A 26,932-nucleotide genomic window follows, 5' to 3' on the forward strand; every position below is an offset into this window, starting at 1 on the left:
CCGACTACTGCCAGTACTGAACGCGCTGTCCATCGGTGTCGGCGACGAAGATGACCGCAGCGGCACCGTCCAGGTTCGACGGGCCGAACGGGATATGACCGGGCACGATCGGTTCGCCTGTGCCGATCGACGGGTCGAGCGCGGCCCGCAGGTGCTGTGCGGGGAACAGGGCGCGGCGGGCCGTGGTCGCTTCGGCCAATACCCCTTGGAAGGTGCCTGGTTCGCTGTGGGGGTTGGCGTCGGTGGCCACGAAGACGTAGCTCTCACCGAGTGTGAGCCCGACGAGAGCGCCTGCGCCGCACCAGCTCACATCCCCGCCCACCGACATCATGGACTGCGCCGACTGGAGGTGCACGTTGTGTGCGAACACCAGGCTCGGCCCGCGCTGCTGCTCCTCGGCGCGGATGGCGAGCAGGTTCTCGGCCATCATCTCGGCGCGCAGGCTGAGCAGGGTCGCGATGCGATCGGGGCCGGGGCTCGCCATGGCGGCGTGATAGCGCAGCAGGCCCAGCGCGCAGCGTGCGTGTGCGCGAGCAAGGTCGTAGCCGGTCGGGTCCGCGGGGCGCAGGCTGGGTGCCGCGCGACGCAACGCGCTCGCGAGGTCGTCGGCGACGATGCGCAGGGCGCGAGCGCGGTCGGAGGTGCCGATGGACGCTGTCGGGTCGTACATGGCCGCCGGATTCGTCCAGTCGGCGTCCTCGCCCAGCAATGCGTCGAGGTTCCGGGCCGACTCGGGCCGCAGCGCCGCGGGCAGGTAGTCGGCGACTGCGGACAGTGCCGGCCGCGGGCTCGGTATATCGGTCTGATCACCCGGTGAGTCGAACCCGTGGAAGCGGACCCGATCCTGTGGCGCGCGATCGGCATTGTGCGCGCGAAGCCATTCGACGAGTTCGCGATTGCCCGGGATGGCGCCGAAGTGGTGGCTGAACCCGGTCGAGAGCACGGTGTCGATCTCCGTGTCCGCACCGTTGACGTAGTCGTCGACAACGGACGCGGCGAACATATCGATCTCCAACACGATCGACCGGTATCCGCGTTCCACGAGATGCGCGAGCAGTTCGTTGCGTAGCAACGGGAACGCGGCGATCCCGTGGGTCGGCTCGCCGAGGGCGAGCAGGGCCGTCGGCTCGGCGCGGGCGGCGAGTAGTTCGTCGACAGCCTGGCCGAGGCTTGCCGCGTCGTCGAGTTGGCGGCCGAACTCACGCAGTGATGTGGCGGTAGACATGCAAAACCCCTTTTCGGAAGGAACCACCTTTGACAGTATCCTTGAAGGTTCGAGTGAAACTTTTACCGAGATTTCCAGCAGGTTTTGATTGAAAGCCTCAAATGGAGGTGCACACTGCGGCCCATCGATCTAGCCCGGGAACATGGTTTGTCCGCTCAGGCGATCCGCAACTACGACGACGCAGGCATTTTGCCGCTCACTGAACGCAGCGAGACCGGCTACCGGCGCTACACCCCCCTGCATGCGCAGGCGCTGCGCGCATTCCTCGCATTGCGCGGTGGCCACGGACACCAGCGGGCGCTGGAAATCATGCGCGCGGTCAACCGTGGCGACACCGAGTCGGCCTTCCGGCTCATCGATTCCGCGCACGTCGCGTTGCTCGACGAACGCCACACACGCACCGAGGTCGCGGCAGCTCTCGGCGCTCTGTCCACCACGACCCCGACTCCTGTTCCTGGTCGGCCGTTGACCGTGGGCGAGCTCGCCCGCCGCATCGGAGTGCATCCGGCGACACTGCGCACGTGGGAGTCCGAAGGCATCCTGCACCCCGAACGCGACCGTGCAACGGGCTATCGCGCATTCGGTCCTGACAACGTGCGCGACGCCGAGATCGCCCGGCAACTACGCCAGGGCGGCTACCAGCTTTCGCAGGTCGCGCAGTTCCTCGATCGATTGCGCGAGGCGGGTGGGGCGGACGCGCTGGCCGACTTCCTGGGCTCCTGGCAGGACCGCCTGACCGCGCGCAGTCGCACTCTTCTCACAGGCGCGGCCCGGCTCGATGTCTACCTCTCGATGCTCGAATCGGCGTAGGCGGACGGGCCAGTAGCAGTTCTCGACCTCGCTGTACTCGCAGTGTATGCTCCCATCGTATACGGCACCGTATGTTTGGAGGATCGACATGGCACTACCCCCGGGCCAACGCGCGGTCGACGGATTCCCGCGCTTCGGCACGCATCTCCAGCACCCACCTCCGGACGTTCCCGCCGATCCCGTGATCGAGATCGGTGGGGCGCTGAACGGAGCCATCACGCTGTCCGTGGCAGACCTCGCGTCATTGCCGCGGCGCGAGATCCGGGCCGACTTCCATTGCGTCGCCGGATGGTCGGCCACCGACCTGCTGTGGGAGGGCGTCCCGTTCGAGATCCTCTACCGCACGCGGGTCGAACCGCTGATCGAGGCGGGCACGTCGATCAGCCACGTTGTCTTCGAAGGTCTCGACGGATTCCGGTCGATCGTGCTCCTCGACGACGTTTTGGCCGACGATGTCCTCATCGCCGACCGTCTCAACGAGCAACCACTCGACAGCGACCACGGTGCCCCAGTGCGATTGGTCAGCCCCAACCAATACGGCTTCATCAATACAAAGCACCTCTGCCGCATCGAATTCCACACGACCGAACCCCCGATTCCGGACCGATGGTCACCTCTCGCTTCGCATCCCCGGGCCAGGGTGTGGGAGGAGGAGCGGCACCGTCATCTGTCCGGGCGATTGGTGCGGCCGATCTATCGGTCGCTGATCGGGCCGATTCGCAGGTTGAGCGCGCGGGGGAGTCGCGTGTCGGGGTGATTCCCCCGCTGATGGTCTCCGCTGGATTGGGCGCCCGAGTCGCGCGGGTTCGCATTGCTCGGAGTGGGGTGGCCGGCAGAACTGTGGCGTGCTCTGTCCCAAGTCGCCCGGTACCTGACCGGCGAAACGGTGGGAGAATCGGAGGTGAAGGCGCAATGGCCCTCCTGCATGTGGCCGTCACCGATCCGCTCGACGAACCATTGACTGGATGGTCGGATGAGGTTGTCGTCGCGCTGATGCCGGATGTGGAGCGCTGCTCCCGGATGTTGACCATGGCGCCGCACCGGCTGCTCGTCGGAGCTGGTGAACGATCCCTGCCTGCCCGATGCGGGTCGAAGTCGTTGAGACTGTGCTCTTCCGGCTGCTCCGACGGGTCGGGTCCGGACTACACCAACCAGCCCCGCTCGTTGCGCTGCTGGTAGTAGAGGTCGTCCTCGTCTTCCGCCGGATCGGGGACTCGCTGCGGTTGGCGGTTGGCGGCGGCGGTGGCTCGTAGCCGCTCTTGGAGTTGGCGGACGATTTCGTCGGGTGGTCCGGGCGTGACGGTGAGGTCCTCCGTGCTGTGGTGGTGCAGCAGGTAGCGGCCGTCGTCGGGGTAGTCGAGCCAGATGAAGGCGCGGCCGTCGTCGGTGGGGCGGGCGTCGAGGGTGTAGCCCGGGTAGACGGTGATTTCGCCAGTGCCGATGCGGGGGCGGCGGAAGAAGCGGTTCATCTCCTCGGCGGGGGACAGGCGCGTCGGATGCCGGGAGTAGACCGGCTGGTTCAGCTCGGAGCGGCGGGCGCGGAACGCGCGATGGGAGCCGCCCGCATAGCGGGGGAGCTTGCCGACGATTTCGGCCGCCATCGCCGTGGACCGGCATTGGGTGATGATGATGTCGCGCCCGTGCTCACGGGTCGGACCCGATTGCTGGACGGCGATGGTGGCGACGTTGTCGACGACACCGGCGTGCACCCGCGCGACTTGCGACTGCTGCGGACCGTAGAAACCTTCGACCTCCACGCGCACTTGCGGTTCCAGCAGAATCGACAATGCGTTGTAGAAACGCTCGTCGAAGACGCGCTGCAACCGTTGCCCCGCCTCCATGCGCATGCGTTCGTAATCGTCGAGATGCTCGACGAGTTCGGGCCGAAAGCTCAGCGGATACGGCAGCCGGTCGCGGCCGAGCACTTCCAGCGCGATGGTGAATGCGAGACCATCGAGCTGCCAACGATATTCACTCATGCCCCGATGACTCCACCCGGCGGTAGCACGCGCGGCTGTTCACCGAGCAGTTCGGTGGTGCGATCCTGCACCAGATAGTCCGGGGTCTTGTGCTCGTCTTCGTCGTCGCCGCCCTTACCGCGGGCGCCGCCGGGCGGCATCATGCCCATCGGCATACCGCCTCGGCCCATGCCGCCGGCCTTCGCGGCAGCCGCGTTCGCGCCGCCTGTGCCGCCCGACTGGCCGAGGCCACCGCCAGGGAGGCTGCGGCCCGCACCCGGTGTGCCGCCGGAGCCGGTGCCACCGCCTGAACCGCCGGTTCCGCCAGGGAAGCCGCCGCCGGGGAATCCGGAGGTGCTCGAACCCGGCTGGTTGGAGCGGGCGAGCGGTTCTTCGAGCGAGCTCTTGGGTGTTGCCGAGTCGAGAGCGGAGGCCGCGGTGGTGGACGGGTCGGTCGAGCTCGGGGTAGTCGATTCCGGCTCGTCGTCGGTGTCGTCGTCCGTCTCGTCAGGCTCTTCGGTCCCGGGTGTGACCGGCTCGTCGATCCCCGGGTTCACTCCGCCGGGTGGATTGACACCGCCCGGCGGATTGACCCCACCCGGGGGAACGACGACCTCGGGCTTGTGCTCGTCGACCGGGCTCTGTGGTTTCGCGAGGATGGGAGTGCGGTCGTCGACCGCGACAGCGCCCGGCTGATACACGTTGATCATCACGTCTTCGGCCAGCGCTTCGGCTTCGTTGGCGCGATGCTTGTTCGTCTTGAGTACGCCGTTCATGGGGATGTGGCCGACGAACTCGTCGAATCCCGAGACCGAGACCGGTGGTGCGACCGACATCTTGGCCTGGCCCAGGTAACCCTGGATCAGATCGATGCCGTTGGCGACCATCTGGAAGGTATTGGGGAGCTTCTTGGCCGAGTCGGTGTAGGCGCGGGTGCCGTTCATAGCGGCATTGGCCGCCTTGCCCGACCACTTGTCGTTGATGGCGGTGTCGACGGCCTTGCGGAAGTCCTCGATCGCGGTGGTGGTGCCCTCGGTGAGCCGCCGCCAGCCGTCGGCGCCGGTGTTGATATCACCTTCGGCTACGGCCGGATTCTTGCCATCGCCGTTGAGCGCATCGTAGATCTGCTTGTGAGACCACGTTTTGAAGGGTTCTTTAGGCCCGCCACCCGGGGCCCATGCACCCTCATATTCCTGCTTGAGCCGCTCCCATTCGCCATTGATGATCTGCCGATCGGGGTCCCACTTCTGGGTGCCGCTGTTACGCAACCCCTCGGCGGTATCTTGGTTGTGCTGCGACTCGGTGTAGTTGCGGCTCACCTGCGCGCCGCCGGCGATGGCGCCGACCGCCACGACCGCGACACCTATCAGTGGAAGAACCATCAGCTAGCCCCCTCTCCAGCTGTTGTGACATTTGCGCCGACCGTCTGGTCGGTGGTCTGGAGTCGCCCGATCGCGGCGGCGTAGGTGTCGTGCATGAGCTGGGCGATCTCGATGTGCTTTTCGAGTCGTTTGACGGCGGAATCGTCGGGATCGTCGGAGCGGGCGGCTACCGCCTTGGCTTGGAACTTGTCTCGGAGGTGCAGAGCCGAGGGGAGGCCGCCGTAACCGGAGAGATGCTCTAGCTGCTTGGCCTTCACTTTGAGGTCGTCAAGCTTGAGGATGTAGTCCGCGCAGGCAGCGCGGAGTGCCTCACCAATTCCGTCTTCCATCTTCAGATCGCCGTCGATTGCCTGCTGCTTGAGTTGCTGCCACTTCTGTATCTGTGCCTGAGTGTCATCGCTCATTACATCGTCCCCTGCGCATTCTCCGATATCGACTTGCCGAGCCAATCATTTCGGCAGGTAGGGCTCTAGATCTTCGGCGCGCTCGAGCGCGAGCGCGCATACATCCAGATCGCGCTTGCCAAGCCGGGTCCACGATGCGCTGACGTTGAACATGCCTTGCTCGGCGGGGAAAGCTACGTAGCAGATCTCTCGCTCGGTGTCGCTACTGTCGAAGTAAGACAGTCCGTTCCGAGGGCCGACCACGACCTCCTTGAGGTCGGTCAGATCGTCCCTTGCGCGCGTCTCGTCGATCGTGTGGCTCGTGGAAAACACCCCTATGCGGTAGCCACGGTCCGCGGGTTTCCAATTGCACACCCGCCAGGTAGAAGGCCCTTCGGGTGGATCCGTCAGGACGTCCTTCGTCGATGGATCGAGCCCTGCTGCACCGAGCGCCTCGTCGCTCAACTCCGAGCACGGGTTGAAGATCTCGATCTCGTCCAGGTTCCGGGTGGTCGTGGCCGTGTCCGACCCCGCGGCCGTCGGCTCCCCCTCCGTGGTCGACCCGCATCCGGCCGCGAGCAGCGCCACGGCTGCTGCGGCCATGGTGGCGCGTAGGACGTCGGTTCGCATAGCTCTCCCTGGGCGTCGGCGTCGGATTTCCCCGTTCATGAATATAGACGCAGGGTGCCCGCAGTCGGTTCCATCTGATTCTGAATCCGGATGCGGACTATGGACGAGCCGCTGAAACAGCAGGTAGGGGCTGTTTGTGGGTGAGAGAGGCGTGCCTGCCCTGCCCGGGTCACGCGGGCAGGGCAGGCGGTCACCGATCGAGGTCGATGCGGGGGTGTAGGACCTCGCCGGTGCGGAGTGCGCAGAAGGTCCGCAGGACGATCGACTGTCGGTGGGTGACGTGGCCGGGGTGTGGGGTCAGGACAACGTCGGTGGTGCCGGGGTCGAGGGTGCGGAGTAGGCGGAGGAGATCAGCGGTGGCGTCGTCGCCGGGCACTGTGAGGATGTGGGTGAGGTGATAGCCGTTGGCGATGGCCATCAGGCGTAGGCGGGCATGTTCGAAGCCGGGGTAGGTGGTGAGGTCGGCGCGAAGGTAGCCGATGGCGTGTGAGCGGGTGGGGAGATGCTCTCCCGGTGCAGGTTTCGGGGGACCTGGCAAATCGAGGATTTCGAATTGACTGTGGTTCATGGAAAGTGACCGTTCGTCCGGCGGGTGGCAGGCGGATTCGGGCATGATGAATTGGGGTGGTCTGTCGATTGAGAAGTGAGGGAGGGGCGTGCCGGTAAACGGTTGCGCCGTAATTGCGCAACCGGCATGCCGTAGAGGCGGACGAATAGTGCTGTCGCCGTGCGGGTGACGGCCAATTCGGATGGGAATATTCCGAGTGGAATAGTGGGGTGAATTCGGGTCGATCGGACCCGGCTCGGCGCTATTCGCTCAAGTATCTTTCGATGTCGTCCAGGGTGTGCGCCGTGTACAGCTCGACGCCGTCGGTGGCGTCGAGCAGCGTCCACCGGTTCTCGTCCGGGTCGGCGATCAGGTGATAGCCCGCGCGGCGGGCGCGGGGTGTGAGGAAGCGCAGCCGGGCCGCCGTTGCGGGGTCTGCGCGCGGGTGCTCGTTCACCGGGCTCGGCTCCTGTTCGCGGGGTCGGACTGCCAGTTCCGCAGCGCCTCGGCGAGTCGGGTCAATGATCGAGTATCGGTGATGGAGGGGCAGTTCGGCGGGTATTTCGGCGACGGGACCCCGGACTGGCCGGGGGTGCGTCGCGGCAGGGCCATGCGCATCGAAACCTCCACGGTGATTGATTTCAGAAGCCCATATGTGGGCGGTCGGCGGGCACCATGCGTCCATCCGCGACCAGGCGGGCCTTGGCTTGCTGTTTGATCGGGCACACCGAGACCAGGCACTCGACGTGCCGTTGCATCACCTGATGGGCGTTCTCGACCGTCATGATCGGCACACTCTGGTGATGGGTCACCGGCAGATCGAACATCGTTGACACCTCGAACTTTCTGGGTAGGGGAAATTTGGGTGTGCCCGGCGGTAAGAACAAACCATCGATTCTGCGATGCGTCGGCGCACCGTGCGGAGGGGCATCGGCGGCGGTGCGCTGTCATTGCGACCGCCGGGCACTCACCTAGTAAACAAGGGATTTGCCTGATCGCGGAAGTGACTGTATGAATTTGGCGCACAATGAAATTGATCCACCTGGATCGGTTGCTCCAAGCTAAATGACCGTTCCATTTGAACTGACATGACGGTGAGCGAAGCTAACGAAAGGTGATGTTCGTGCCAGTGGAATCGAACCCCTCGACCCTGCCGCGCCGAGTGCTCGGAAGGCGGTTGCTCGAGCTGCGTGAGTCACGAGAACTGAGTCGTGCACTTGCTGCACGTCAGGTCCAGATGGGTGCGCAGACGTTGTGGCGCTTGGAGTCCGGGCGCAGTAGTGAAGTGAAGCGAATGGTGATCAACGCTCTTTGCGATCTCTATGAGTCGAGCGCGGAGGATCGGCGCGAGCTGCTGTGGCTGGCCGAGGAAACCAAGAAGGAAGGGTGGTGGCAGTCTTACGCCGACGCGATGGTGCCTGAGGTGGAGATGTATCTCGATCTCGAGCGGGCCGCTTCCACTGTCACCACGTGGCAGTCGGTGGTTGTGCCTGGGCTCTTGCAGACCCCCGCGTACCGACGGGCGATGTGGGAGGTATTCAGCTCGCAGGGTCGCGAAGTGGACGGCGATCGAGAGATCGACCTTGTCACCAAGCGCCAAGCCAGACTCGACGATGTCGAAGGCTTTGCGCTGAACGTGCTCCTGTGGGAGTCAGCCCTGCGCCACCGCATCGGCGATGTGAGCGACATGGCGGACCAGTTGGAACACCTCATCCAAGCGTGTGGTCTGCCGAACGTGTCGATCCGAGTGGTCGAGCTGTCGGCCGCTAGCCACCTTGGGCTGATATCCAAGGACTTTGTGTACCTGGAGTTTCCGCAGCACCTGAATCCGGTGTTGAGTGAACCACCAGTGGTGTACGTGGAGGGATACACGGGGGACCTCTACCTGGAGAAGCCTCAAGAGGTTCGGCGGTATCAGGCCGCATGCGCCGACATTCGGCGGGTAGCGTTGGACGAGCCAGACACTCGGGGTCTGCTCGAGGCACTACTGAAGGAGTACCGTTCGTGAATACCGATTTGGCCGGTGCTGTTTGGTTCAAGAGCAGTCGCAGTACCACCGGCAAGGAGTGCGTCGAGGTCGCGCATCTCGATTCCGGCATGGTCGGCATGCGTGACTCGAAGAACCCCACCGGCCCCGCATTGGTCTTCGGCCCCGGCGGGTGGGACTCGTTCTTGACGGGGGTGTCGCAGGGCCGCTTCGACCGGCCCGCCTGACCAGGGGGCACTACTGGATCGCAGACCGCGCTTCCGAAGCTACGGGCAGACTCGGCGGCGCGGTCCTGATCACCTGCGTGTGTTTCTCGTCGGCGCAACAGCACCGACGAGATCGCGCTGAGGGTCGCGCTCGCCCGCGGCCAGCTCTCCGCGCTCCGCGACTCAGACGTGGAAGACAAGCGGCAGCTGGTGGGCCAGGCGGGTGTCTCGCTCAACCTGGTCGCTCACATCGGCGGCCGTCCGAAGGCCTCAGCAGCGCCGGGCATCTCGTCGGCAATCCGCCGCATCACGGTGCCCCGCAACTCGTTGGTCTCATGGTCGGAACGGCCGGGAACCCATCTGGACACGATGTGGCAAATCGCGGCCGCGATCGGCCTCCACCTCGTATCGTGAAAGGTGCGACCTGCCAGCGGGAGAGCTGTTCGGGCCCAGCGCATTCCCAGCTTCACACGCTTGCCAGGATCTCGATGTGTTTGCCCCGGCACGAGGGCGGGGTAATGCAGATGTACCGGCAAGGCGGCAACAGGCCGCGAGTGTGTTCTCAGCTGCGGTTGTGCCTGGGACCTAGACCTGCCACTGCTCGCCTGCCCATGTGGCCCGTCGAGTGGGGTTCCCCGCCGGCGCAGGGATGCGATCGAGGAAGGTTCGGCGAGGAGTAGGGAGAACGGTTGTGCAGCTGCTGGACTTCTCAGCGAGCCTGATAGACCCGCAAGCGATCGTCGACGCCGGGTACGGCGGCGTGATCGGCTACTTTTCAGAATCCCGGCCGGGGACCAACTTCGGCGCGAAGCCCCTGCGGCGCGACTACTGCGACGCGTTGCGCGCGCACGGGCTGGAAATCGTCTCCAACTACCAGTACGGCAAGGGCGACACCTCCGATTGGCTCGGCGGCTACGACGCCGGCGTGCACCATGCCGAGATCGCGGTGCGCTTCCACACCGAGGCCGGTGGGCCACCGCGGCGACCGATCTACGCGCCGGTGGACTCGAATCCCACCCTGCAACAGTGGAACGACCTGATCGCGCCCTTCCTGCGCGGCTGGGCCAGCGTGGTCGGGCTCGAATGGACCGGGATGTACGGCAACGCCCGCTGCATCGAATGGGCGCTGGAAGACGATGTCGCCCGATGGTTCTGGCAACACAACTGGTCCGGCGACCCGGACCTCAACGTCGATCACCCGGCCGCGCATCTGCACCAGATCGAGATCGACTCCCGTCAGGTCGGTGGAGTGACGGTCGATGTCAACTCCGTGCTGAAGCCCGACTACGGGCAATGGTCGCTCGCGGGTAGTGCGCCGAGGCCGGAATTTCGTGAGATCAACGAGATCGGTGTCTCCCCGAACTGGCATTCCCGTGAGGGCGCGCCGATCCTGTGGTGGCTATTGCACACGCAGGAAGGCAACGGCACCGCGGAATCACTGGCGAACTATCTGCAGAACCCGAACAGCGGCGTGTCGTACCACTACACCATCGACAACTCGGTGACCGTCGTGGACGTCGTGGCCACCGATGTCGCGTCGTGGTCGGTCCTCGACGCCAACAACCGTTCGATCAACCTGTGCTTCGCCGGGAGTCGCGCGGCCTGGTCTCGGCAGCAATGGCTCGACAACATGGGTCGCGCGATCGACGTCGCCGCCTATCTCGCCGTTCAGGACTGCCGCAGATACGGCATCCCGGCGCGGGTCATCTCACCCGCCGAACTCGGCGCCGGTCAGGCCGGCATAGCCGACCACTACGCGATCACCGAAGGCCTCGGCGTCGGGTCACACACCGACGTCGGCCCGAACTTCCCCTGGGACATCTTCTCGGCCGCAATCACCAAGTACGCGAATGGAGCTGACATGTCATTCCTCGAAGAGACCATCACCAACTACCGAGGCGACATCGTCACCGTCGGCACCTTGCTGCACTACCTCGACAAACACGTCGGGTTGACCCTCGACCAAGTCGCGGGACCGGATACCTCCCGAGGCGCGGATTTCCCCGGCTGGGAGGCCCTGGGCGGGCGGACGGTCGTCGAGGCCCTCGCCGCGATCGGGGAGAAGCTCGGCATCGAGGGGTTCGGTAACCCGACACCATGACACGCACCAGGCATCCGCCTGCGCACACCCGAGCGGAGTGGCGCTAGGCGGATGCCAGCTGCACGGCAAGCGTCGCCACGGCGAGAAGCTCGACCACCACGGGGACCGCGACATGCGCGATATCGCGGGCGTGCATATGCGCCACGATGGCGAGCGCGAAATAGATGACCACCCCCACCGCGGCGGCGATGCCGAGTGGGCTCCAGAACAGGCCGGCGATCAGGCCCGCCGCACCCGCGAGCAGGATAGCGGCCAGGTAGTCCAGTTTCTCCTTCGGCACGCCGACCCGCTCGTACTGTGCAACCACCTCGGGTCTGTGGGACAGCTTCAGCGCGGCGGAGATGATGAGAACTGCGGCCAGCAGTGATGTGAGGACGATTGATGCGATATTCATGGCGGCTCCCGGCGGAGCCGTGCGGGTCCTACCCACACTCGGTGCTCCGCTGTCTGCACTTTCGACATTAGTCGAAGCCGCAGGTCGCGGCACCCTCCGATGTCAGCGAAGCGCGAGCGAGGCGCCGGAGACCTCCTGGCCCGCCTAGATCATCCGGACGAGCGCGTCCACGACGGCATCCGGAACGGGCCGCGCTGCGGTGCCCTGCCGTTCATCCATGGCCCTGCTCGGCGGCTGGGCCGCCACCGAGCTCGGCGGCACTGCGGCGGCGGCCGTCGATCGGGTGGCCGTCAATACATGATCGGTGGCCGCTCAGCGGTATTCGCCCGCCAAGTCCGCGTAATCGAGCCAGTGGGGTGTCGGTTGAACGTCCAAGTAGGCGGTGAATCGATCGAGCAGGTACTGCCAGCGTGGGCCGACGTGTGCGGCGTCGCCGGTGGGAACGTGACGGCGGACGAGTTCCAGGTTGGTGACGACGCCTACCTGGCTCAGGCGTAGTTCAAAGGCGCCGCCGTCGACGCTGGCCCGCAGCTCGTTCGGGGCCGAGCAGTGGTCGACATGCACCGTGAGTGGACCAGGCACCGGGCCGTCGGCGGGTTCGATGATGAGATCGGTGCCCGTCCCCGAGACCGCACCGAACCAGCGCACGACCTGCCTTGGCTCGGTGCACGCCGCCCACACCTCAAGCACCGGATGGCGGAACGAGCGCAGATAGTGCAGAAGGACGAGTTCATCGGGGCAATCGTGTTCCGGCCGCACCTCGCCGAGCATCGACATCGTCGTCATGGGGCACCTCCGCAGTCGAGTCCTGTCCAGGGTATTTCCCGTGAGCGGCGTGCGAATCCGGAATCGCCGAGCCGTCTCGGGAACTCATCGACGCGGTGGTTGGCGGCGAAGGAGTTCGATCACGCTTCCCCGGTGACCGGGTCGATGATGGCGCCGACCTGGTGAATGGCATCGCAGGGGAAGTCGCCGGACCGTGCGTGCTCGCGGATCAGCTCCTTGTTGTCAGCGTTGTAGACGCAGAACAGTTTGTCCTCCGTGGCATAGCTGTGCACCCATTGGATGTTGCCGTCCATATCGGCCAAGACGGCATTCGACTTGGCCGATAAGGCCCGTAACTGTTCCGGGCTCATCCGGCCGACGCCGGGCACTGTGCGCTCGATGACGTATTTGGGCATATGACCCATCTCCTTGTTCATGGCGGCGGTTGTCGCCGCGTATGGCGGGAAGTACGTACTCGGTGATCGGATCAGTTCGACATGATCGGGCCCGTATCGGTGGCCATGAGCGCCATCGCGGCGTTCTCGATCGCGGATTCGCCGAGCAGCACGGTCGCCGCGGCCGGGCCGAGCGGGACGAAGCTATCGGCGCTGGTGACGCGGGCGAGTCCGCCGGTGAACCCGGCGTCGACCAGAGCCGTGCACACCGATTCGGAGACCCCGCCACTGCGGCGGGTTTCGTCGGCGAGCAGGACGCGGCCGGTCGCCGCGGCATGGCGGCGCAGATCGTCGACAGGCAAGGGTGAGAGCCAGCGCAGATCGAGCACGCGGGCGTGAATCTCACGGGCGGCGAGCCGGCGGGCCACACGCAGACTCATCGGTACGCCGTTGCCGAAGGTGACGATGGTGAGGTCGGTGCCGTCGCCGTAGATCCTGGCCCGTCCTATGGGGACGTGCCCGGCAGCGTTCGCGGGTGCCAGCCAGCCGCCGTCGTCGGGTTCGTGCAGGTCACGGGTGTGGTACAGGGCGATCGGCTCGATGATGACGCACACCCGCCCGTCTACGCGCGCGGCGGACACACACGTGCGCAGCAGTGCGGCGGCGTCGTCGGCACGTGTGGGCACGGCGACCACGAGTCCTGGGATATCGCGCAATGCCGCGAGGGAATTGTCGTTGTGGAAATGGCCGCCGAACCCTCGCTGATACGCCAGGCCCGCGATCCGCACGACCATCGGATTGCGGTAGCGGCCCGCGGAGAAGAACGACAGGGTGGCGGCCTCGCCCCGCAGTTGATCGAGGGCGTTGTGCACATACGCCAGGTACTGGATCTCGGGAATCGGCACGAAGCCCGCCAACCCCGCGCCCAGTGCCGTCCCGAGCACGCTCTGCTCATCCAACAGGGTGTCGAATACCCTCCTGGCACCGAACTCGGTGCGCAGGCCCTTCGTGACGCCGTACACCCCGCCCTTGCGGGCGACATCCTCGCCGAAGACCAGCAGGTCCAGATCGCGGGTCAACAGGGCCCGCAAGGTGTGGTTGATGCCCTGCGCGAGGGTGAGCGGAACCTGCTCTGCCGCATATGGTTCGCGCCCTTCGGTCGGATCGGCAGGCTCCGTGGTCGGGGGCACCGGTCGAGGCGAAACGTGAGCAGAGGATCGCCGCAATGGATTGCCGTTCGCCGAATCCGCGCGCAGCACATCGGCACGCACCCGGGCCGGATGGGCGGGGGCCAGAGGAGCCATGACGGCAGCGGCTGAGCCCAGCTTCGGTGCGTTCGCCAGTTCATCGGCGACCTCGGCGACCCGAGAGGCGATCGAGTCGTAGCGGTCGAGCAGCTGCCGCGCAGTGCACGCGCCGGTGGAGACGAGCAGCCGCGCGGTCGCCACGATCGGATCGCGGGCCTCGTCGGCGGCGACCGCGGCCGCAGCGCGATAGGCGGATTCGACATCGGAGCCGGCATGGCCGAGCAGACGCACCATGCGCAGATGCAGGAACGCTGGCGCGCGGTGGGTGCGGACCCACTCGACCGCCTCGGTCGAGGCGGTGAGGACCTCGCGCAGGTCGCAGCCGTCGGCGGTGAAGAAACGCAGGCCGGGACGCCTCCCGTAGGCGTTGGCGATCCATTCCGGGGGTGTCGGCACGCTGATTCCGAGGCCGTTGTCCTCGCAGACGAACAGGATCGGCATCCCGACGCCGAGATGGGCGGTGTGGATCGCGGTATTGATGGCGCCGGTGGCGGTGGAATGGTTGGCGGAGGCGTCGCCGAAACTGCACAGCACCACGGCGTCGTCCGGCCAGTCACCCGGAACGCCGATGCGGGCGCGGCGGTCGATGGCGAACGCCAGCCCGACCGCACGCGGCAGCTGGGAGGCGATCGTCGAGGTCTGCGGGATCACCGCAGCGGCCTTGCCTCCGAACACCTTGTGCCGTCCGCCGGATATCGGATCCGCCGCTGCCGCAACAACACCGAGCAGCACATCACGCACCGGGTCGAGACCACCCACCCGGCGTGAGCGATGCACGAAGAACGCCCCCGACCGGTAATGCAGCAGGGCCGGATCGTCGACCCTGGTGGCCACCGCCAGGGCCGCATTGCCTTCATGCCCCGACGACCCGATGCTGTAGTAGCCGTGGCCGTTCCGGCCGAGGCGCCGCGCCGCCAGATCCAATTGCCTGCTGGTCACCTGGGATTCGAAGAGTTCGAGGCACAGCTCGGCCGGCAGTCCGGGTGTGGGTGCCGCCCCGGGCGAGTGGACAGCTCCCGACGCCGCCTCCGCCACCGCCGCGCGACATCGCCGCTCGAGGTCTGCCTCGCTCATTGTCGAGCCCCGTCCGGCCCGTCGCCGCTGGCCCAGCTCATGAGGTCAGGGTACGGCCGGCCCGCAACTCCCGGCCCGCGCCGCGCGGCAGTTCGCGGCGTCCCGGACTGCGCGGCGGGCGATAGGCCCGCGTGGCGCCCTTGTGGCTTGCTGGCGGGCTGCTTCGTGGAGTGTTCGGCCGGGAGCTGCCTATTACATTCGGCATATGTTGCGTAATGTAGACGCAACAGCGGTTCGATATGGTCGGTTTCTCCGCAAACGCGGGGGTGGTGCGGGTGGTCACGCCGGCCCGTCTGATGACCCGGTTGCGGGTCGCGAGTGTGGGGCGCGTTCCGCAACTACGTCGAATAGGCTGTCGAAGTGTCGAATCTGCGGATCAGTGAAGTAGCGGCTCTGATGGGTGTCAGCGATGACACGGTGCGGCGCTACATCGACCAGGGACGGTTGACCGCCATCCAGCTCGACAGCGGACGCAAAGGTATCGACGGACGCGAATTGGCCGAGTTCCTGCAACAGGGCAACGGGGTCACCGAAACCGGTGCCACCGTCGCCACGTCGGCGCGGAATCGGATGCGCGGGATCGTGACCCGGATCGTGAAAGACACGGTGATGGCTCAGGTGGAGATGCAGGCGGGCCCCTATCGCCTGGTTTCGCTGATGAGCCGGGATTCGGTCGACGAGCTCGGCCTCGAGGTCGGCAGCATCGCGGTCGCCTCGGTCAAGTCCACCCACGTCGTCGTGGAAATCCCGGAAAGTTGATGAGGTAGAACATGATGCGCACCCTGCGTGTGGTGCTGACGGTCGGCGCGGTAGCGCTGGCCGCGGTCGGCTGCGGCAACGACACCGAGCCCGCCTCGGACGGCACCGTCAGCGGCACGGTCACCGTTTTCGCGGCAGCGTCGCTGACCGAGACGTTCACCACGCTCGGCGAGAAGTTCGAGGCCGAGCATCCCGGCACCGACGTGGTGTTCAACTTCGGCGGCAGCTCGTCGCTGGCCGAGCAGATCGAGCAGGGGGCACCGGTCGATGTGTTCGCCTCCGCCGCACCGAAGAACATGCAGCAGGTGGTGGACGCGGGCGAGGTCACTGCCGAGCCGGTGGTCTTCGTGCGCAACCGGCTCGAGATCGCGGTGCCGACGGGTAACCCCGGTGGGATCACCGGACTGGCCGATTTCGCCGAGCCGGAGCAGACGATCGCGCTGTGCGCCGAGCAGGTGCCCTGCGGTGCGGCCGCTCAGAAGGTGTTCGACGCCGCCGGGATCACCCCGCAACCCGACACCCGAGAAACCGACGTCAAGGCGGTGTTGACGAAGGTGAGCCTCGGTGAGGTCGACGCGGGACTGGTCTACCGCACCGATGTGCAGGCCGCCGGTGACAAGGTCGAGGGCATCGAATTCCCCGAATCCGGCGCAGTGGTCAACGACTACCCGATCGCGCCGCTGGCCGTGGCACCCAACGCCGCGACCGCCGCGGCATTCGTCGAATTCATCGGCTCCGACACCGCACGTGCGGTCTTCGCCGAGGCCGGGTTCGACACTCCGTGACATCCACGGCGCGCCGACGGGCAGCGCGCGGACGACGGCCGCTGATCCTGGTGCTGCCCGCCGTGTGCGCCTTGGTCTTCCTGGTCCTGCCGATGATCGGGTTGCTGCTGCGCGCACCGTGGCGCACCTTGCCCGAACGGCTGCTCAGCGCCGAGGTCGGTGCGGCGTTGCGGCTGTCGCTGGTGTGCGCGACATCGGCGACAGTTGTGTGCCTGCTGCTGGGTATCCCGCTGGCGTGGCTGCTGGCCCGCGGTGACGTGCCCTGGTCCGGGCTGCTCCGTGCGCTGGTCACCGTGCCGCTGGTGCTGCCGCCGGTGGTCGGTGGTGTCGCGCTTTTGCTCGTGCTCGGCCGCCGGGGGGTCGTCGGACAGTATCTGTACGAATGGTTCGGATTCTCGCTGCCGTTCACCACCGCCGGTGTCATTGTCGCCGAAGCCTTTGTCGCGATGCCTTTCCTGGTGATCGCGGTAGAAGGGGCCCTGCGGGGCACCGATCCACGCTACGAGGAGGCGGCCGCGACGCTCGGCGCGTCCCGGTGGCTGACCTTCCGGCGGGTGACATTGCCCGCCGTGCTGCCCGGGGTCATCGCGGGCGCGGTGCTGTGCTGGGCGCGTGCGCTGGGGGAGTTCGGCGCCACGATCACTTTCGCAGGCAACTTCCCGGGTACGACGACGACCATGCCGCTGGCGGTCTACCTCGCACTCGAGACCGACCCCGAAGACGCGATCGTGCTGAGCCTGGTGCTGCTCGCGGTGTCGGTGGCGGTGCTGGCCGCGCTGCGGGACCGGTGGACGCGGGGCGCCCTGTGACCCTGCGCGCCACGATCCGGATCACCCGGGCGGCATTCGAACTCGACATCGCCTTCGAAGTCGCCCGAGGGGAGGTGGTGGCGCTGCTCGGGCCCAACGGTGCCGGAAAGACGACGGCACTGCGAGCCCTGGCCGGGCTGACCCCGCTCGACGGCGGCAGTATCCGGCTCGACGATCTCGTCTGGGACTCGCCACCGGAGCGTTTCGTGCCCGCCGAACACCGCGCGGCCGGCGTCGTCTTCCAGGATTATCTGCTGTTCGCGCACCTGAGTGCCCTGGAGAACGTCGCGTTCGGGCTGCGCGCCCGCGGATGGCATCGTCGCGTGGCCCGTGAACGAGCAGCGCACTGGCTGGAGCGGGTGGGGCTCGGCGCGCATACGGGTGCGAAACCGCGCACGCTGTCCGGCGGCCAGGCCCAACGGGTGGCGTTGGCGCGCGCACTGGCCACCGACCCCGCCCTACTGCTGCTCGACGAACCGCTGGCCGCGCTCGATGCGAGCACCAGAGTGCAGGTGCGCGCCGAACTCGCCCACCACCTGGCCGACTTCCCCGGCCACACCGTGCTGGTCACGCATGATCCGTTCGATGCCATGGTGCTGGCCGACCGGCTGGTCATCATCGAGAACGGTACGGTCGTACAACAGGGGGCGCCGAGTGAGGTCGCGCGCCGACCTCGTACCGACTACGTCGCCCACCTCGTCGGGCTCAACCTCTACCGAGGTACAGCGACCGGCACCAGCGTCGACCTCGACGGCGGAGGATCGTTCACGATCGCCGAGCCCGCCGACGGCGCGGTGTACGTGGCCTTCCCGCCCAACGCGGTGAGTCTGTATCCACAACGGCCGCAAGGCAGTCCGCGCAACACCTGGCAGGTGACGGTGGCCGGGCTCGAAGAGCATGCCCACCTCACCCGAGTGCGCCTGGACGGCGCGCCCGGCGTGCTGGCCGAGGTCACACCATCAACCGTCGCCGACCTGCGACTGCATATCGGAATGACGCTGTGGGCCTCGGTGAAAGCCGCTGAAATCCGCACCTACCCTGCGTGATCGTTTCGGCGGAGCCGGTCGGTAGTCGGCGACGCCGCGTTCGCGGCTACGTTACCGATGCGTACCGGCGTAAAATTCTCCCTGTTCAAGCCGTCCCACGACGCGGAAGTGACCTGCTGGATGGCAGGACTGTCCGTTGGCCGGTTCCGCCAGTGGTCGTCGACTCGCCCGCACACCAGTGGAAGGCAACGATCATGGGCATCGCAATGAGCATGCGCGAGTACCTCGACGAGCATCACGTGCACTATGACGTGACCGAGCATGACAAGACTCCCACCTCGGCCAGGACCGCGCAGGTCAGCCATATCCGCGGCCGGGAGCTGGCGAAGGGGGTCGTGCTGAAGAAGAACGGGGATTTCATGGTGGCCGTGCTTCCGGCCAATCGACTGCTCGACCTGGTGGAGGCAGGGTCGGTAGTCGGTGAGTCGGTCCGGCTCGCCTCCGAAGACGAGGCGGCCGCGCTGTTCCCGGACTGTGCGACCGGCGCCATCCCGGTGATGTCCGAACCGTACCGCGTGCCCTGCGTGGTCGACGACCACCTCGGCAACCGGGACGACATCTACTTCGAAGGTGGCGACCACGGCACCCTCGTCCATATGGCGGGCGCGGAGTTCGACCGGCTGATGTCGCACTTCCCGCACGGCAACCTCACCCTGTAGGTCGCCGGGCCCACAGTCGGGCGAGGTGAATGCTCAGTGCCGGGGACCGGGCGTGTGGCCACCCACGCGGCCTGGTGCCGGTGCGCAGCCGCACGCCCGAGCCGGAATCAGTCCTCGTCCAGCTCCAGGCGCACGCCGAACTCCTCGATCAGCACACGCGCCTGCTCATCGGTCGCCAGCACAAAGAAGCTTTCGCCAGACTGCTCCTGCTCGATGGCGAGGAAGGCTTTGCCATTGCCGGGGTCGAGTAAGGGCATCTGGTCCCATATGCCCATGTGGTCCAGGCCGCCCCAATCGTGATCCAACAACCATTCGAAGGTCTCGCCATTGCAGACGAATCGCAGCATATCGCTACCGTCCGAGTCGGTGGTCAAGGTGACATCGCCAATGGTCATGGTGCCGCCAGTGCATGTCGCCGCGTCGTCCAGCATGCTGGCGTAGGCGCTTTCCAGATCCTCATCCTCGACACTCTCGGCGTACACCGCGATCGCCACTCCGAAATAGGTCAGCGCGTAGGACAACTCCTCCCCGTCCAGCTCCTCGTGCTGCCGGTCGACGGCTTCATCGAGGACTTCCTGTGCGGTGTCGGGGGAGATCATGTCGAGCGAGATGAGCCGCTCGGCCAGGGTGGCGTAGGTCGCCGTGTGTGTAGATGTCACAAGGCACTCTTACGAGGCATACGCAACCACCGCAAACGGTGCACTTCCCATGGGCGGTCATTGACACCGACGACGCGCCCATGAACGATCCGCCTGCCCATGAGCTGCCGAGACCTCGCGTCGCACGAAGTAGGGAACTCGGGAGCGTCGCCTGGTCAGCGCAGCGAGGCCGCCGCCGCGCGGTCGAGCAACCAGGTCGTGGACTCCGAACCCGACGCACCCGCGGCCGGGATATCGACCGGTTCCGCACCTGCGATCGCAGCCGCCACCGCATCGGCCTTCGCCCCACCACCGACCACCAGCACCACATGGCGGGCGTGGCGGATGGCGGGCAGAGTCAGGGTGACGCGCACCGGGGGCGGTTTGGGGGAGTTGGTCACCGCGACAACGAGTTCGTGTTCCTCGCGCACCGCATCGGTCTCGGGGAACAGCGAATTGATGTGGCCCTCCCCGCCCATGCCGAGCAGGTGCAGATCGAAGGCGCCGTGCTCGGCGAGGTGCGCGTGCACAGCCGCCGAGTATTCGGCGGCCGCGGCCACCGGGTCGGGGTATTCGCCGTCGGAGGTCGCCACCGGATGCACGCGGTGCGGGTCGACCGGCACATGGTCGAGCAGGGCCTCGCGGGCCTGAAGTTCATTGCGTTCCGGATCGCCCGCGGGCACGAAACGCTCGTCGCCCCAGAACACGTCCAGCCGGGACCAGTCGATGTCACCGTCCGCTTCGCGAACCTTTTTCAGCAGGTCGATGCCGGTACCGCCGCCGGTGAGCACCACCGACGCCGAACCGCGCTCGGCCTGCGCCGCGACCACGATCCCGATGAAGCGCTTGGCCGCCGCGGCGACCAGTGCGTCGGCGTCGGGATGCACCTCGACGGTATCGCCGGGGAACTCCGAATCGGTGCTGCTAGTCATAGGTCACCCTTTCGATTCCGGCCAGTGCCTCGGCATAGATGTCGTCGGCGTCGAGTCGACGCAGCTCCTCGGCGAGGCAGTCCCGAGCTTCCCTGCGCGCCAATGCGATCCGCTGATCCGGTTCCCCGGTGCGGGTGAGCGTGGCGGTGACTCCGGTCTGCGGGCGGGTGATGCCGATCGACACCGTCGGCCGATGCAGCTCCACCTGTAGTGCGCCCGTCCGTCGATAGACCGGGCAGTTCAGACGTCCGGCGAGCCAGCCGGCCAGGATGTCGAGCGCCGGTTCGTCGCGCAGACCCGACACCGTCACCGATTCGACGGGCTCGAACGGCGGCTCATCCATCGCGGCGGCCAGCAGCGCCCGCCAATAGGTGATCCGGCTCCACGCCAGATCGGTATCGCCGGTGGCGTAGGAGTCGAGCCGCTTCTTGATGGTGGCCTGTGGGTCGGCGGCGAAGGTGGCGTCGGTGATCCGCCGGGCAGCCAGCCTGCCCACCGAATCCTTGGACGGGAACTCCGGAGCGCCACGCGGCCACCACGCCACCACCGGTGTATCCGGCAGCAGGAAAGGGATGACGACGCTGCTCTCATGGTTGATGAGCTGACCTTGCAACCGCAGCACGATCACTTCGGCCGCGCCCGCATCGCCACCGACGCGGATCTGGGCGTCCAGGCGGGTCTCGGCGTCACGGTCGCCCCGTGCCAGCACGACCACCCGGCAGGGATGCTCGCGGCTGGCGTCATTGGCGGCGTCGATGGCGTCCTCGGCCTCGGAACTGTCGAGCGTGCACACCACAAGGGTGAGGACACGGCCCATGGTGATGACGCCATTGCTCTCACGCAGCGCCACCAGCCGTTTGGTGACTTCGCCGGTGGTGGTGTCGGGCATGTCGACGATCACGGGCGCCGCCATTCCCGGCCGGTGCGAGCCAGCATCTCGTCGGCGGATTCCGGCCCCCAGGTACCGGCCTCGTACTGTTCCGGTTTGCCGACCGCCGCCCAGTGATCGAGCACCGGATCGAGGATGCTCCAGGACAATTCGACCTCCGCGTTGACCGGGAACAGGGAAGGAACTCCGAGCAGCACGTCCAGGATCAGTCGTTCGTAGGCCTCCGGGGAGGACTCGGTGAACGCCTCGCCGTAACTGAAATCCATATTGACATCACGCACCTCCATCCCCGATCCCGGCACCTTGGAGCCGAACCGCATAGTAATGCCCTCATCCGGCTGCACCCGGATGACCAGCGCGTTCTGGCCGAGTTCCTCGGTCATCGTCTGGTCGAACGGCAGATGCGGCGCGCGCTTGAACACCACAGCGATCTCGGTGACGCGCCGGCCGAGGCGTTTACCGGTGCGCAGATAGAACGGCACACCCGCCCAGCGCCGGGTATTGACCTCGAGGGTCAGCGCGGCGTAGGTCTCGGTCCGCGAATCCGGATCGAAGCCTTCCTCATCGAGCAGGCCGACGACCTGTTCGCCGCCCTGCCAGCCCGCCGCGTACTGGCCGCGCGCTGTGGTCTCGTCCAGCGGCTCGACCAGTGTGGTCGCGGAAAGGACTTTGATCTTCTCCATCTGCAACTGGTTGGGTGCGAAGCTGATCGGCTCCTCCATCGCGGTGAGCGCGAGCAGTTGCAGCAGATGGTTCTGGATGACGTCGCGGGCGGCGCCGATGCCGTCGTAGTAGCCGGCCCGGCCACCGAGGCCGATGTCCTCGGCCATGGTGATCTGCACGTGGTCGACATAGTTGGCATTCCAGATCGGATCGAACAACTGGTTGGCGAAGCGCAACGCCAAGATGTTCTGCACCGTCTCCTTGCCGAGATAGTGGTCGATACGAAACACCGTCTCCTCCGGGAACACCCGGTTGACCAGTGCGTTGAGTTCGCGTGCGCTGTCCAGGTCGTGCCCGAACGGCTTCTCGATCACCACTCGCCGCCACGGCGTGCGACCGTGCACCTTGGCCGGTTTGGCCAGCCCGTGCTCGGAGAGCTGGTCGAGCACCACCGGGAACATGGCCGGCGGAATCGACAGGTAGAAGGCGTGATTGCCGCCGGTGCCGCGTTCGGCGTCCAAACGCGCCAGCGTCGAGGCGAGTTGGGAGAAGGCGGCGTCGTCCTCGAAGGACCCCTGGACGAAACGGATGCCTTCGGCGAGGTGGTCCCACACCTCCTGCCGGAACGGTGTGCGCGCATGCGCCCGGACCGCCTCCAGCACGATATCGGCGAAATCGGCGTCGCCCATATCCCGGCGGGCGAAACCCACCAGCGCGAAACCCGGGGGCAGCAGCCCCCGGTTCGCCAGATCGTAGATGGCCGGCATGAGCTTCTTCCGGGACAGATCTCCGGTGACGCCGAAAATCACCATGCTGCACGGTCCCGCGATCCGCGGTACCCGCTTGTCCCGTCCGTCGCGCAGTGGGTTACGCCACCCGGCCGTGGTCGCTGCGTGCCCGGTACCGGCCATCAGGGTCAGTTACCCCCGGCCGCGGACAGCTCCTGTGCGGTGGCCGAAAGCAGTTCCTCCCACGACTTCTCGAATTTGTCGACGCCCTCGCGTTCGAGCACCGTGAACACATCGTCGAGGTCGATGCCGACGGCCGTCAGCTTGTCGAACACCTCCTGCGCCGCCGCGGCGGTACCGGAGACGGCGTCGCCACGGATCGCACCGTGATCGGCCACCGCTTCCAGGGTCTTCTCCGGGAGGGTGTTCACCGTGTTCGGTGCCACCAGTTCGGTGACGTAGAGGGTGTCGGAGTAGTCCGGGTTCTTCACCCCGGTCGACGCCCACAGCGGCCGCTGACGGTTACCGCCCATGGCCGCGAGATGGGTGAAAGTCGAGGTGTGCGCCCCGCCGTCGAAGACATCCTGATACTCGGCGTAGGCGAGTCGGGCGTTGGCCACACCGGCCTGACCGCGCAGGGCCAACGCCTCCGGCGAGCCGATCGCTTCGAGCCGCTTATCGATCTCGGTGTCCACCCGGGACACGAAGAACGAGGCCACCGAATGGATGTAGGCCAGATCGTGGCCCGCGGTACGAGCCTTGCGCAGACCGTCGAGGTAGGCGCCCATCACCGAACGGTACCGGGCAACCGAGAAGATCAGCGTGACGTTGACGCTGATGCCCTCCGCGATCACCGCGGTGATCGCGGGCAGGCCCTCTTCGGTGGCCGGGATCTTGATGAACAGGTTGGGACGGTCGACGATCTTCCACAGCTCGACCGCCTGCGCGGTGGTCTTCTCCGCGTCGAAGGCCAGCCGCGGATCGACCTCGATGGACACCCGGCCGTCGACGCCGCCGGTCTCCTCGAACACCCCGGCCAGCACATCGCAGGCCGCGCGGACGTCGTCGGTGGTGATGGTGCGGATGGCCGCGTCGGCGTCGGCGCCCTGGGCGGCCAGCGCCGCGACCTGTGCGTCGTAGGCGTGGCCCTTGCTCAATGCGCCCTGGAAGATGGTCGGGTTGGTGGTCACCCCGACCACGCTGCGCGTCGCGATGAGTTCCGCGAGATTGCCGGAGTTGATCCGGTCGCGGGACAGATCGTCGAGCCAGACCGACACTCCGGCCGCGCTGAGGGCGGCGACGTTCTCGTTCTGTGCCATGAGCACTTATCCCTTCACGTTGCTGAGCGTGCGCTCGGCGGCTTCCACCACGGCCTCGGTCGTGAAGCCGAACTCGCGGAACAGGGTCTTGTAATCGGCGGAGGCGCCGAAGTGCTCGATGGAGACGATCTCGCCCGCGTCACCGGCGAACCGATGCCACGGCATCGCGATACCGGCCTCGACGGTCACCCTCGCGGCGACCGACGGCGGCAGCACCTCGTCGCGGTAGGCCTTGTCCTGCGCGTCGAACCACTCCACGCACGGCATCGAGACCACGCGGGTGCCGATACCCTGCTCCTCCAGCGTAGTGCGCGCCTCGACGGCGAGCTGGAGCTCCGAACCGGTGGCGATCAAGATCACCTGCGGGGTTCCGGTAGAGGCCTCGGCCAGGATGTAGCCGCCCTTCGACACACCCTCGTAGCTGGTGCCCTCCAGGACCGGCAGGTTCTGGCGGGTCAGCGCCAGCGCCGACGGGCCGTCCTGATGCGGAAGCTCCGACACCGAGAAGTGCGAGCTGTGCTCGCTGCTGTCGCGCTCGAGGATGGTGCGCCAGGCGTAAGTGGTCTCGTTGGCGTCACCGGGGCGGACCACGTTCAGGCCCGGGATGGCGCGCAGCGCGGCCAGATGCTCGATCGGCTGGTGGGTGGGGCCGTCTTCACCGAGGCCGATGGAGTCGTGGGTCCAGACGTAGGTGACCGGGATCCGCATCAGCGCGGCCAGGCGCACCGCCGGACGCATGTAGTCGCTGAACACCAGGAAGGTGCCACCGTAGGGTCGGGTCGGGCCGTGCAGCGCGATGCCGTTGAGGATCGAGCCCATCGCGTGCTCACGAACACCGAAGTGCAGTGTGCGGCCGTACGGGTTGGTCTTCCACATGCCGGTGGAGATCGACTCGGGACCGAAGCTCGGCACGTCGGGCATGGTGGTGTTGTTCGATTCGGCGAGGTCGGCCGAACCGCCCCACAGCTCCGGCAGCACCGGCGCCAGCGCCGCCAGCACCTTGCCGGAGGCCTTACGGGTGGCGACACCGGCCGGATCCGCCTCGTAGGTGGGCAGATTCGCGGCCCAGCCCGCGGGCAGCTCGCGCTTGGCGAGACGGTCGAACAGGGCCTTGTTCTCCGGGTTGGCCCGCGCCCACGCGTCGAAGCCCTGCTGCCAGTCCTGATGCGCCTGCCGGCCGCGCTCGACCGCCTTGCGGGTGTGCGTGATGACGGCGTCGTCGACCTGGAAGCTCTGCTCCGGATCGAATCCGAGGATCTTCTTGGTGGCGGCCACCTCGTCGCCGCCGAGCGCGGCACCGTGAGAGGCGCCGGTGTTCATCTTGGTGGGCGCCGGGTAGCCGATGACGGTCCGCAGCACGATGATCGACGGCTTGCCGGTCTCGGCCTTGGCGGCCTCGATGGCGGCCTCGATCGCGACGACGTCCTCGCCGCCCTCGACGGTCTGCACATGCCAGCCGTAGGCGGCGTAGCGGGCGGCGACATCCTCGGTGAAGGCGATGGTGGTGTCGTCTTCGATGGAGATCTTGTTGTCGTCGTAGATCACGACCAGATTGCCCAGCTGCTGGGTGCCCGCCAGCGAGGACGCCTCGGAGGTGACGCCCTCTTCGAGGTCACCGTCGGAGGCGACGACGTAGACGAAGTGGTCGAACGGGCTGGTGCCCGGTGCGGCGTCCGGATCGAACAGGCCACGCTCGCGGCGGGCGGCCATCGCCATACCGACCGCGGAGGCCAGACCCTGGCCCAGCGGGCCGGTGGTGATCTCGACGCCGTCGGTGTGGCGGAATTCCGGGTGGCCAGGGGTCAGCGAGCCCCACTTGCGCAGGTTCTTCAGATCGTCGAGCTCGAGCCCGAAACCGGCCAGGTACAGCTGGATGTACTGGGTCAGGCTGGAGTGGCCACACGAGAGCACGAAGCGGTCGCGGCCGACCCAGCTCGGATCGCTCGGATCGTGGTTCATGACGCGCTGGTAGAGCACGTAGGCCAGCGGCGCGAGGCTCATCGCGGTACCGGGGTGACCGTTGCCCGCGTTCTGGACCGCGTCAGCGGCCAGCACCCGGATCGTGTCGACCGCCTTGGTGTCCAGGTCCGTCCAGTCGGCCGGATGGTTCGGCTGGGTGAGGGCGCGGATGTCGTCTGTCACTGACACGACCGAGGTTCTCCTGACATTGGTTTCGTCGACGATGGCGGGGTGGGTGGTGGCATGACGTACGGCAACGCCGAAAAGCGCGTGCCGGATGTACCTACCACCCTAGATGTGCCCGCCACCGGCCGCGCACGAACCCGGGCGAAATCGGCCGCTCGGCGGCGCGGCGAGTAGCGGCCGGATGCTCGGGCGCGTGTGCGCGTGTGCGTTCCGAACAGACCCGGTGCTGCTCACGGTCGATGTGGCGTCCGCCACGTACGCGTGTCCGCGCGCGTGAACTGCCGCTGTTCACACCGGGTGCGGGCGGTTACCCGTGGGTGAACGTGGGCCTGCCGGGGCAGGGGGCGCGGGTCGGGGCGGTAGGGGCGTGGGTCTACCATCGTCTGTAGTAGTGGC

The 26,932-nt window shown here is 66.8% G+C and carries 29 protein-coding genes; 10 read left to right on the forward strand and 19 right to left on the reverse strand.

Annotated elements, in window-relative coordinates:
- Window positions 1–4: 4 nt before the first annotated feature.
- Complete coding sequence (locus GV792_RS17105) at window positions 5–1,225, reverse strand: erythromycin esterase family protein (RefSeq protein ID WP_163825117.1); 1,221 nt, start codon at window positions 1,223–1,225, stop codon at window positions 5–7.
- Between the two features lie 114 nt (window positions 1,226–1,339).
- Between GV792_RS17105 and GV792_RS17110 the strand changes: the two genes are divergently transcribed.
- Together GV792_RS17110 and GV792_RS17115 are read left to right on the forward strand one after the other, a co-directional pair.
- A complete protein-coding gene (locus tag GV792_RS17110) occupies window positions 1,340–2,035 on the forward strand; it encodes a MerR family transcriptional regulator (RefSeq protein ID WP_163825162.1) in 696 nt (231 codons plus the stop codon).
- Window positions 2,036–2,123: 88 nt separating this feature from the next.
- Window positions 2,124–2,792: a molybdopterin-dependent oxidoreductase gene (locus GV792_RS17115; protein WP_163825118.1), complete on the forward strand. Its 669-nt coding sequence runs from the start codon at window positions 2,124–2,126 to the stop codon at window positions 2,790–2,792.
- A 385-nt stretch (window positions 2,793–3,177) separates the two neighbouring features.
- Here the strand turns inward: GV792_RS17115 and GV792_RS17120 are convergent, their stop codons facing one another.
- The 7 genes from GV792_RS17120 to GV792_RS17150 form a co-directional block, all read right to left on the reverse strand.
- Window positions 3,178–4,014: an ESX secretion-associated protein EspG gene (locus GV792_RS17120; protein ID WP_163825119.1), complete on the reverse strand. Its 837-nt coding sequence runs from the start codon at window positions 4,012–4,014 to the stop codon at window positions 3,178–3,180.
- Entirely contained in the window at window positions 4,011–5,375 is a 1,365-nt protein-coding gene (locus GV792_RS17125) for a hypothetical protein (protein ID WP_163825120.1), read from the reverse strand. Before GV792_RS17125 ends, GV792_RS17120 begins: the two co-directional genes overlap by 4 nt.
- A complete protein-coding gene (locus GV792_RS17130) occupies window positions 5,375–5,779 on the reverse strand; it encodes a hypothetical protein (RefSeq protein ID WP_163825121.1) in 405 nt (134 codons plus the stop codon). Before GV792_RS17130 ends, GV792_RS17125 begins: the two co-directional genes overlap by 1 nt.
- Window positions 5,780–5,824: 45 nt before the next feature.
- Complete coding sequence (locus tag GV792_RS17135) at window positions 5,825–6,388, reverse strand: DUF3558 domain-containing protein (RefSeq protein WP_163825122.1); 564 nt, start codon at window positions 6,386–6,388, stop codon at window positions 5,825–5,827.
- Window positions 6,389–6,578: 190 nt separating this feature from the next.
- Window positions 6,579–6,956, reverse strand: a complete 378-nt coding sequence (locus GV792_RS17140; RefSeq protein ID WP_163825123.1) for a hypothetical protein — start codon at window positions 6,954–6,956, stop codon at window positions 6,579–6,581.
- A gap of 241 nt (window positions 6,957–7,197) precedes the next feature.
- Entirely contained in the window at window positions 7,198–7,392 is a 195-nt protein-coding gene (locus tag GV792_RS17145) for a hypothetical protein (protein ID WP_163825124.1), read from the reverse strand.
- Between the two features lie 184 nt (window positions 7,393–7,576).
- Window positions 7,577–7,762, reverse strand: a complete 186-nt coding sequence (locus tag GV792_RS17150; RefSeq protein ID WP_163825125.1) for a hypothetical protein — start codon at window positions 7,760–7,762, stop codon at window positions 7,577–7,579.
- Window positions 7,763–8,052: 290 nt separating this feature from the next.
- Between GV792_RS17150 and GV792_RS17155 the strand changes: the two genes are divergently transcribed.
- The 3 genes from GV792_RS17155 (at window position 8,053) to GV792_RS17165 (ending at window position 11,229) form a co-directional block, all read left to right on the forward strand.
- The gene (locus tag GV792_RS17155; RefSeq protein ID WP_218579957.1) at window positions 8,053–8,943 is read left to right on the forward strand and encodes a helix-turn-helix domain-containing protein; all 891 of its coding nucleotides are present in this window, start codon (window positions 8,053–8,055) and stop codon (window positions 8,941–8,943) included.
- Window positions 8,940–9,149, forward strand: coding sequence for a DUF397 domain-containing protein (locus GV792_RS17160; protein WP_163825127.1), 210 nt, complete (start codon window positions 8,940–8,942; stop codon window positions 9,147–9,149). The genes GV792_RS17155 and GV792_RS17160 overlap by 4 nt, the downstream gene beginning before the upstream one ends.
- 670 nt (window positions 9,150–9,819) lie before the next feature.
- Window positions 9,820–11,229 carry a glycoside hydrolase domain-containing protein gene (locus GV792_RS17165; RefSeq protein ID WP_163825128.1) on the forward strand — a complete coding sequence of 470 codons (1,410 nt, stop codon included), beginning with the start codon at window positions 9,820–9,822 and terminating at the stop codon, window positions 11,227–11,229.
- Between the two features lie 43 nt (window positions 11,230–11,272).
- On the opposite strand, the gene GV792_RS17170 is transcribed toward GV792_RS17165, so the two are convergent.
- The 5 genes from GV792_RS17170 to GV792_RS17190 form a co-directional block, all read right to left on the reverse strand.
- On the reverse strand, window positions 11,273–11,623 hold the full coding sequence (locus GV792_RS17170; protein WP_163825129.1) for a DoxX family protein: 351 nt from the start codon (window positions 11,621–11,623) through the stop codon (window positions 11,273–11,275).
- Window positions 11,624–11,767: 144 nt separating this feature from the next.
- On the reverse strand, window positions 11,768–11,917 hold the full coding sequence (locus tag GV792_RS17175; RefSeq protein ID WP_163825130.1) for a hypothetical protein: 150 nt from the start codon (window positions 11,915–11,917) through the stop codon (window positions 11,768–11,770).
- 18 nt (window positions 11,918–11,935) lie between these two features.
- The gene (locus GV792_RS17180) at window positions 11,936–12,409 is read right to left on the reverse strand and encodes a hypothetical protein (protein WP_163825131.1); all 474 of its coding nucleotides are present in this window, start codon (window positions 12,407–12,409) and stop codon (window positions 11,936–11,938) included.
- A gap of 119 nt (window positions 12,410–12,528) precedes the next feature.
- On the reverse strand, window positions 12,529–12,804 hold the full coding sequence (locus GV792_RS17185) for a DUF4242 domain-containing protein (protein WP_163825132.1): 276 nt from the start codon (window positions 12,802–12,804) through the stop codon (window positions 12,529–12,531).
- Between the two features lie 71 nt (window positions 12,805–12,875).
- The gene (locus GV792_RS17190) at window positions 12,876–15,164 is read right to left on the reverse strand and encodes a thiamine pyrophosphate-dependent enzyme (protein WP_163825133.1); all 2,289 of its coding nucleotides are present in this window, start codon (window positions 15,162–15,164) and stop codon (window positions 12,876–12,878) included.
- 360 nt (window positions 15,165–15,524) lie between these two features.
- On the opposite strand from GV792_RS17190, the gene GV792_RS17195 reads away from it, so the two are divergent.
- The 5 genes from GV792_RS17195 (at window position 15,525) to GV792_RS17215 (ending at window position 19,222) form a co-directional block, all read left to right on the forward strand.
- On the forward strand, window positions 15,525–15,923 hold the full coding sequence (locus GV792_RS17195; RefSeq protein WP_163825134.1) for a TOBE domain-containing protein: 399 nt from the start codon (window positions 15,525–15,527) through the stop codon (window positions 15,921–15,923).
- Window positions 15,924–15,934: 11 nt separating this feature from the next.
- Window positions 15,935–16,708, forward strand: coding sequence for a molybdate ABC transporter substrate-binding protein (gene modA, locus GV792_RS17200; RefSeq protein WP_218579955.1), 774 nt, complete (start codon window positions 15,935–15,937; stop codon window positions 16,706–16,708).
- A complete protein-coding gene (gene modB, locus GV792_RS17205; protein WP_163825135.1) occupies window positions 16,705–17,517 on the forward strand; it encodes a molybdate ABC transporter permease subunit in 813 nt (270 codons plus the stop codon). Before modA ends, modB begins: the two co-directional genes overlap by 4 nt.
- Window positions 17,514–18,563: an ABC transporter ATP-binding protein gene (locus GV792_RS17210; RefSeq protein WP_163825136.1), complete on the forward strand. Its 1,050-nt coding sequence runs from the start codon at window positions 17,514–17,516 to the stop codon at window positions 18,561–18,563. The genes modB and GV792_RS17210 overlap by 4 nt, the downstream gene beginning before the upstream one ends.
- A 194-nt stretch (window positions 18,564–18,757) precedes the next feature.
- Complete coding sequence (locus GV792_RS17215; protein WP_163825137.1) at window positions 18,758–19,222, forward strand: aminoacyl-tRNA deacylase; 465 nt, start codon at window positions 18,758–18,760, stop codon at window positions 19,220–19,222.
- Between the two features lie 107 nt (window positions 19,223–19,329).
- Here the strand turns inward: GV792_RS17215 and GV792_RS17220 are convergent, their stop codons facing one another.
- The 6 genes from GV792_RS17220 to tkt all read right to left on the reverse strand — a co-directional run bounded on the left by GV792_RS17220 (window position 19,330) and on the right by tkt (window position 26,539).
- The gene (locus GV792_RS17220; protein ID WP_163825138.1) at window positions 19,330–19,881 is read right to left on the reverse strand and encodes a hypothetical protein; all 552 of its coding nucleotides are present in this window, start codon (window positions 19,879–19,881) and stop codon (window positions 19,330–19,332) included.
- A gap of 155 nt (window positions 19,882–20,036) precedes the next feature.
- Complete coding sequence (gene pgl / locus GV792_RS17225) at window positions 20,037–20,792, reverse strand: 6-phosphogluconolactonase (RefSeq protein ID WP_163825139.1); 756 nt, start codon at window positions 20,790–20,792, stop codon at window positions 20,037–20,039.
- Window positions 20,785–21,693: a glucose-6-phosphate dehydrogenase assembly protein OpcA gene (gene opcA, locus GV792_RS17230; RefSeq protein WP_175583011.1), complete on the reverse strand. Its 909-nt coding sequence runs from the start codon at window positions 21,691–21,693 to the stop codon at window positions 20,785–20,787. The genes pgl and opcA overlap by 8 nt, the downstream gene beginning before the upstream one ends.
- On the reverse strand, window positions 21,690–23,255 hold the full coding sequence (gene zwf / locus GV792_RS17235; protein WP_163825141.1) for a glucose-6-phosphate dehydrogenase: 1,566 nt from the start codon (window positions 23,253–23,255) through the stop codon (window positions 21,690–21,692). Before zwf ends, opcA begins: the two co-directional genes overlap by 4 nt.
- 5 nt (window positions 23,256–23,260) lie before the next feature.
- Entirely contained in the window at window positions 23,261–24,391 is a 1,131-nt protein-coding gene (gene tal, locus GV792_RS17240; protein ID WP_163825142.1) for a transaldolase, read from the reverse strand.
- 6 nt (window positions 24,392–24,397) lie between these two features.
- Window positions 24,398–26,539, reverse strand: a complete 2,142-nt coding sequence (gene tkt, locus GV792_RS17245; RefSeq protein ID WP_163825143.1) for a transketolase — start codon at window positions 26,537–26,539, stop codon at window positions 24,398–24,400.
- Window positions 26,540–26,932: the final 393 nt, after the last annotated feature.

This window comes from Nocardia cyriacigeorgica, from assembly GCF_010868145.1.
In the GTDB taxonomy this organism is placed as follows: domain Bacteria; phylum Actinomycetota; class Actinomycetes; order Mycobacteriales; family Mycobacteriaceae; genus Nocardia; species Nocardia cyriacigeorgica_D.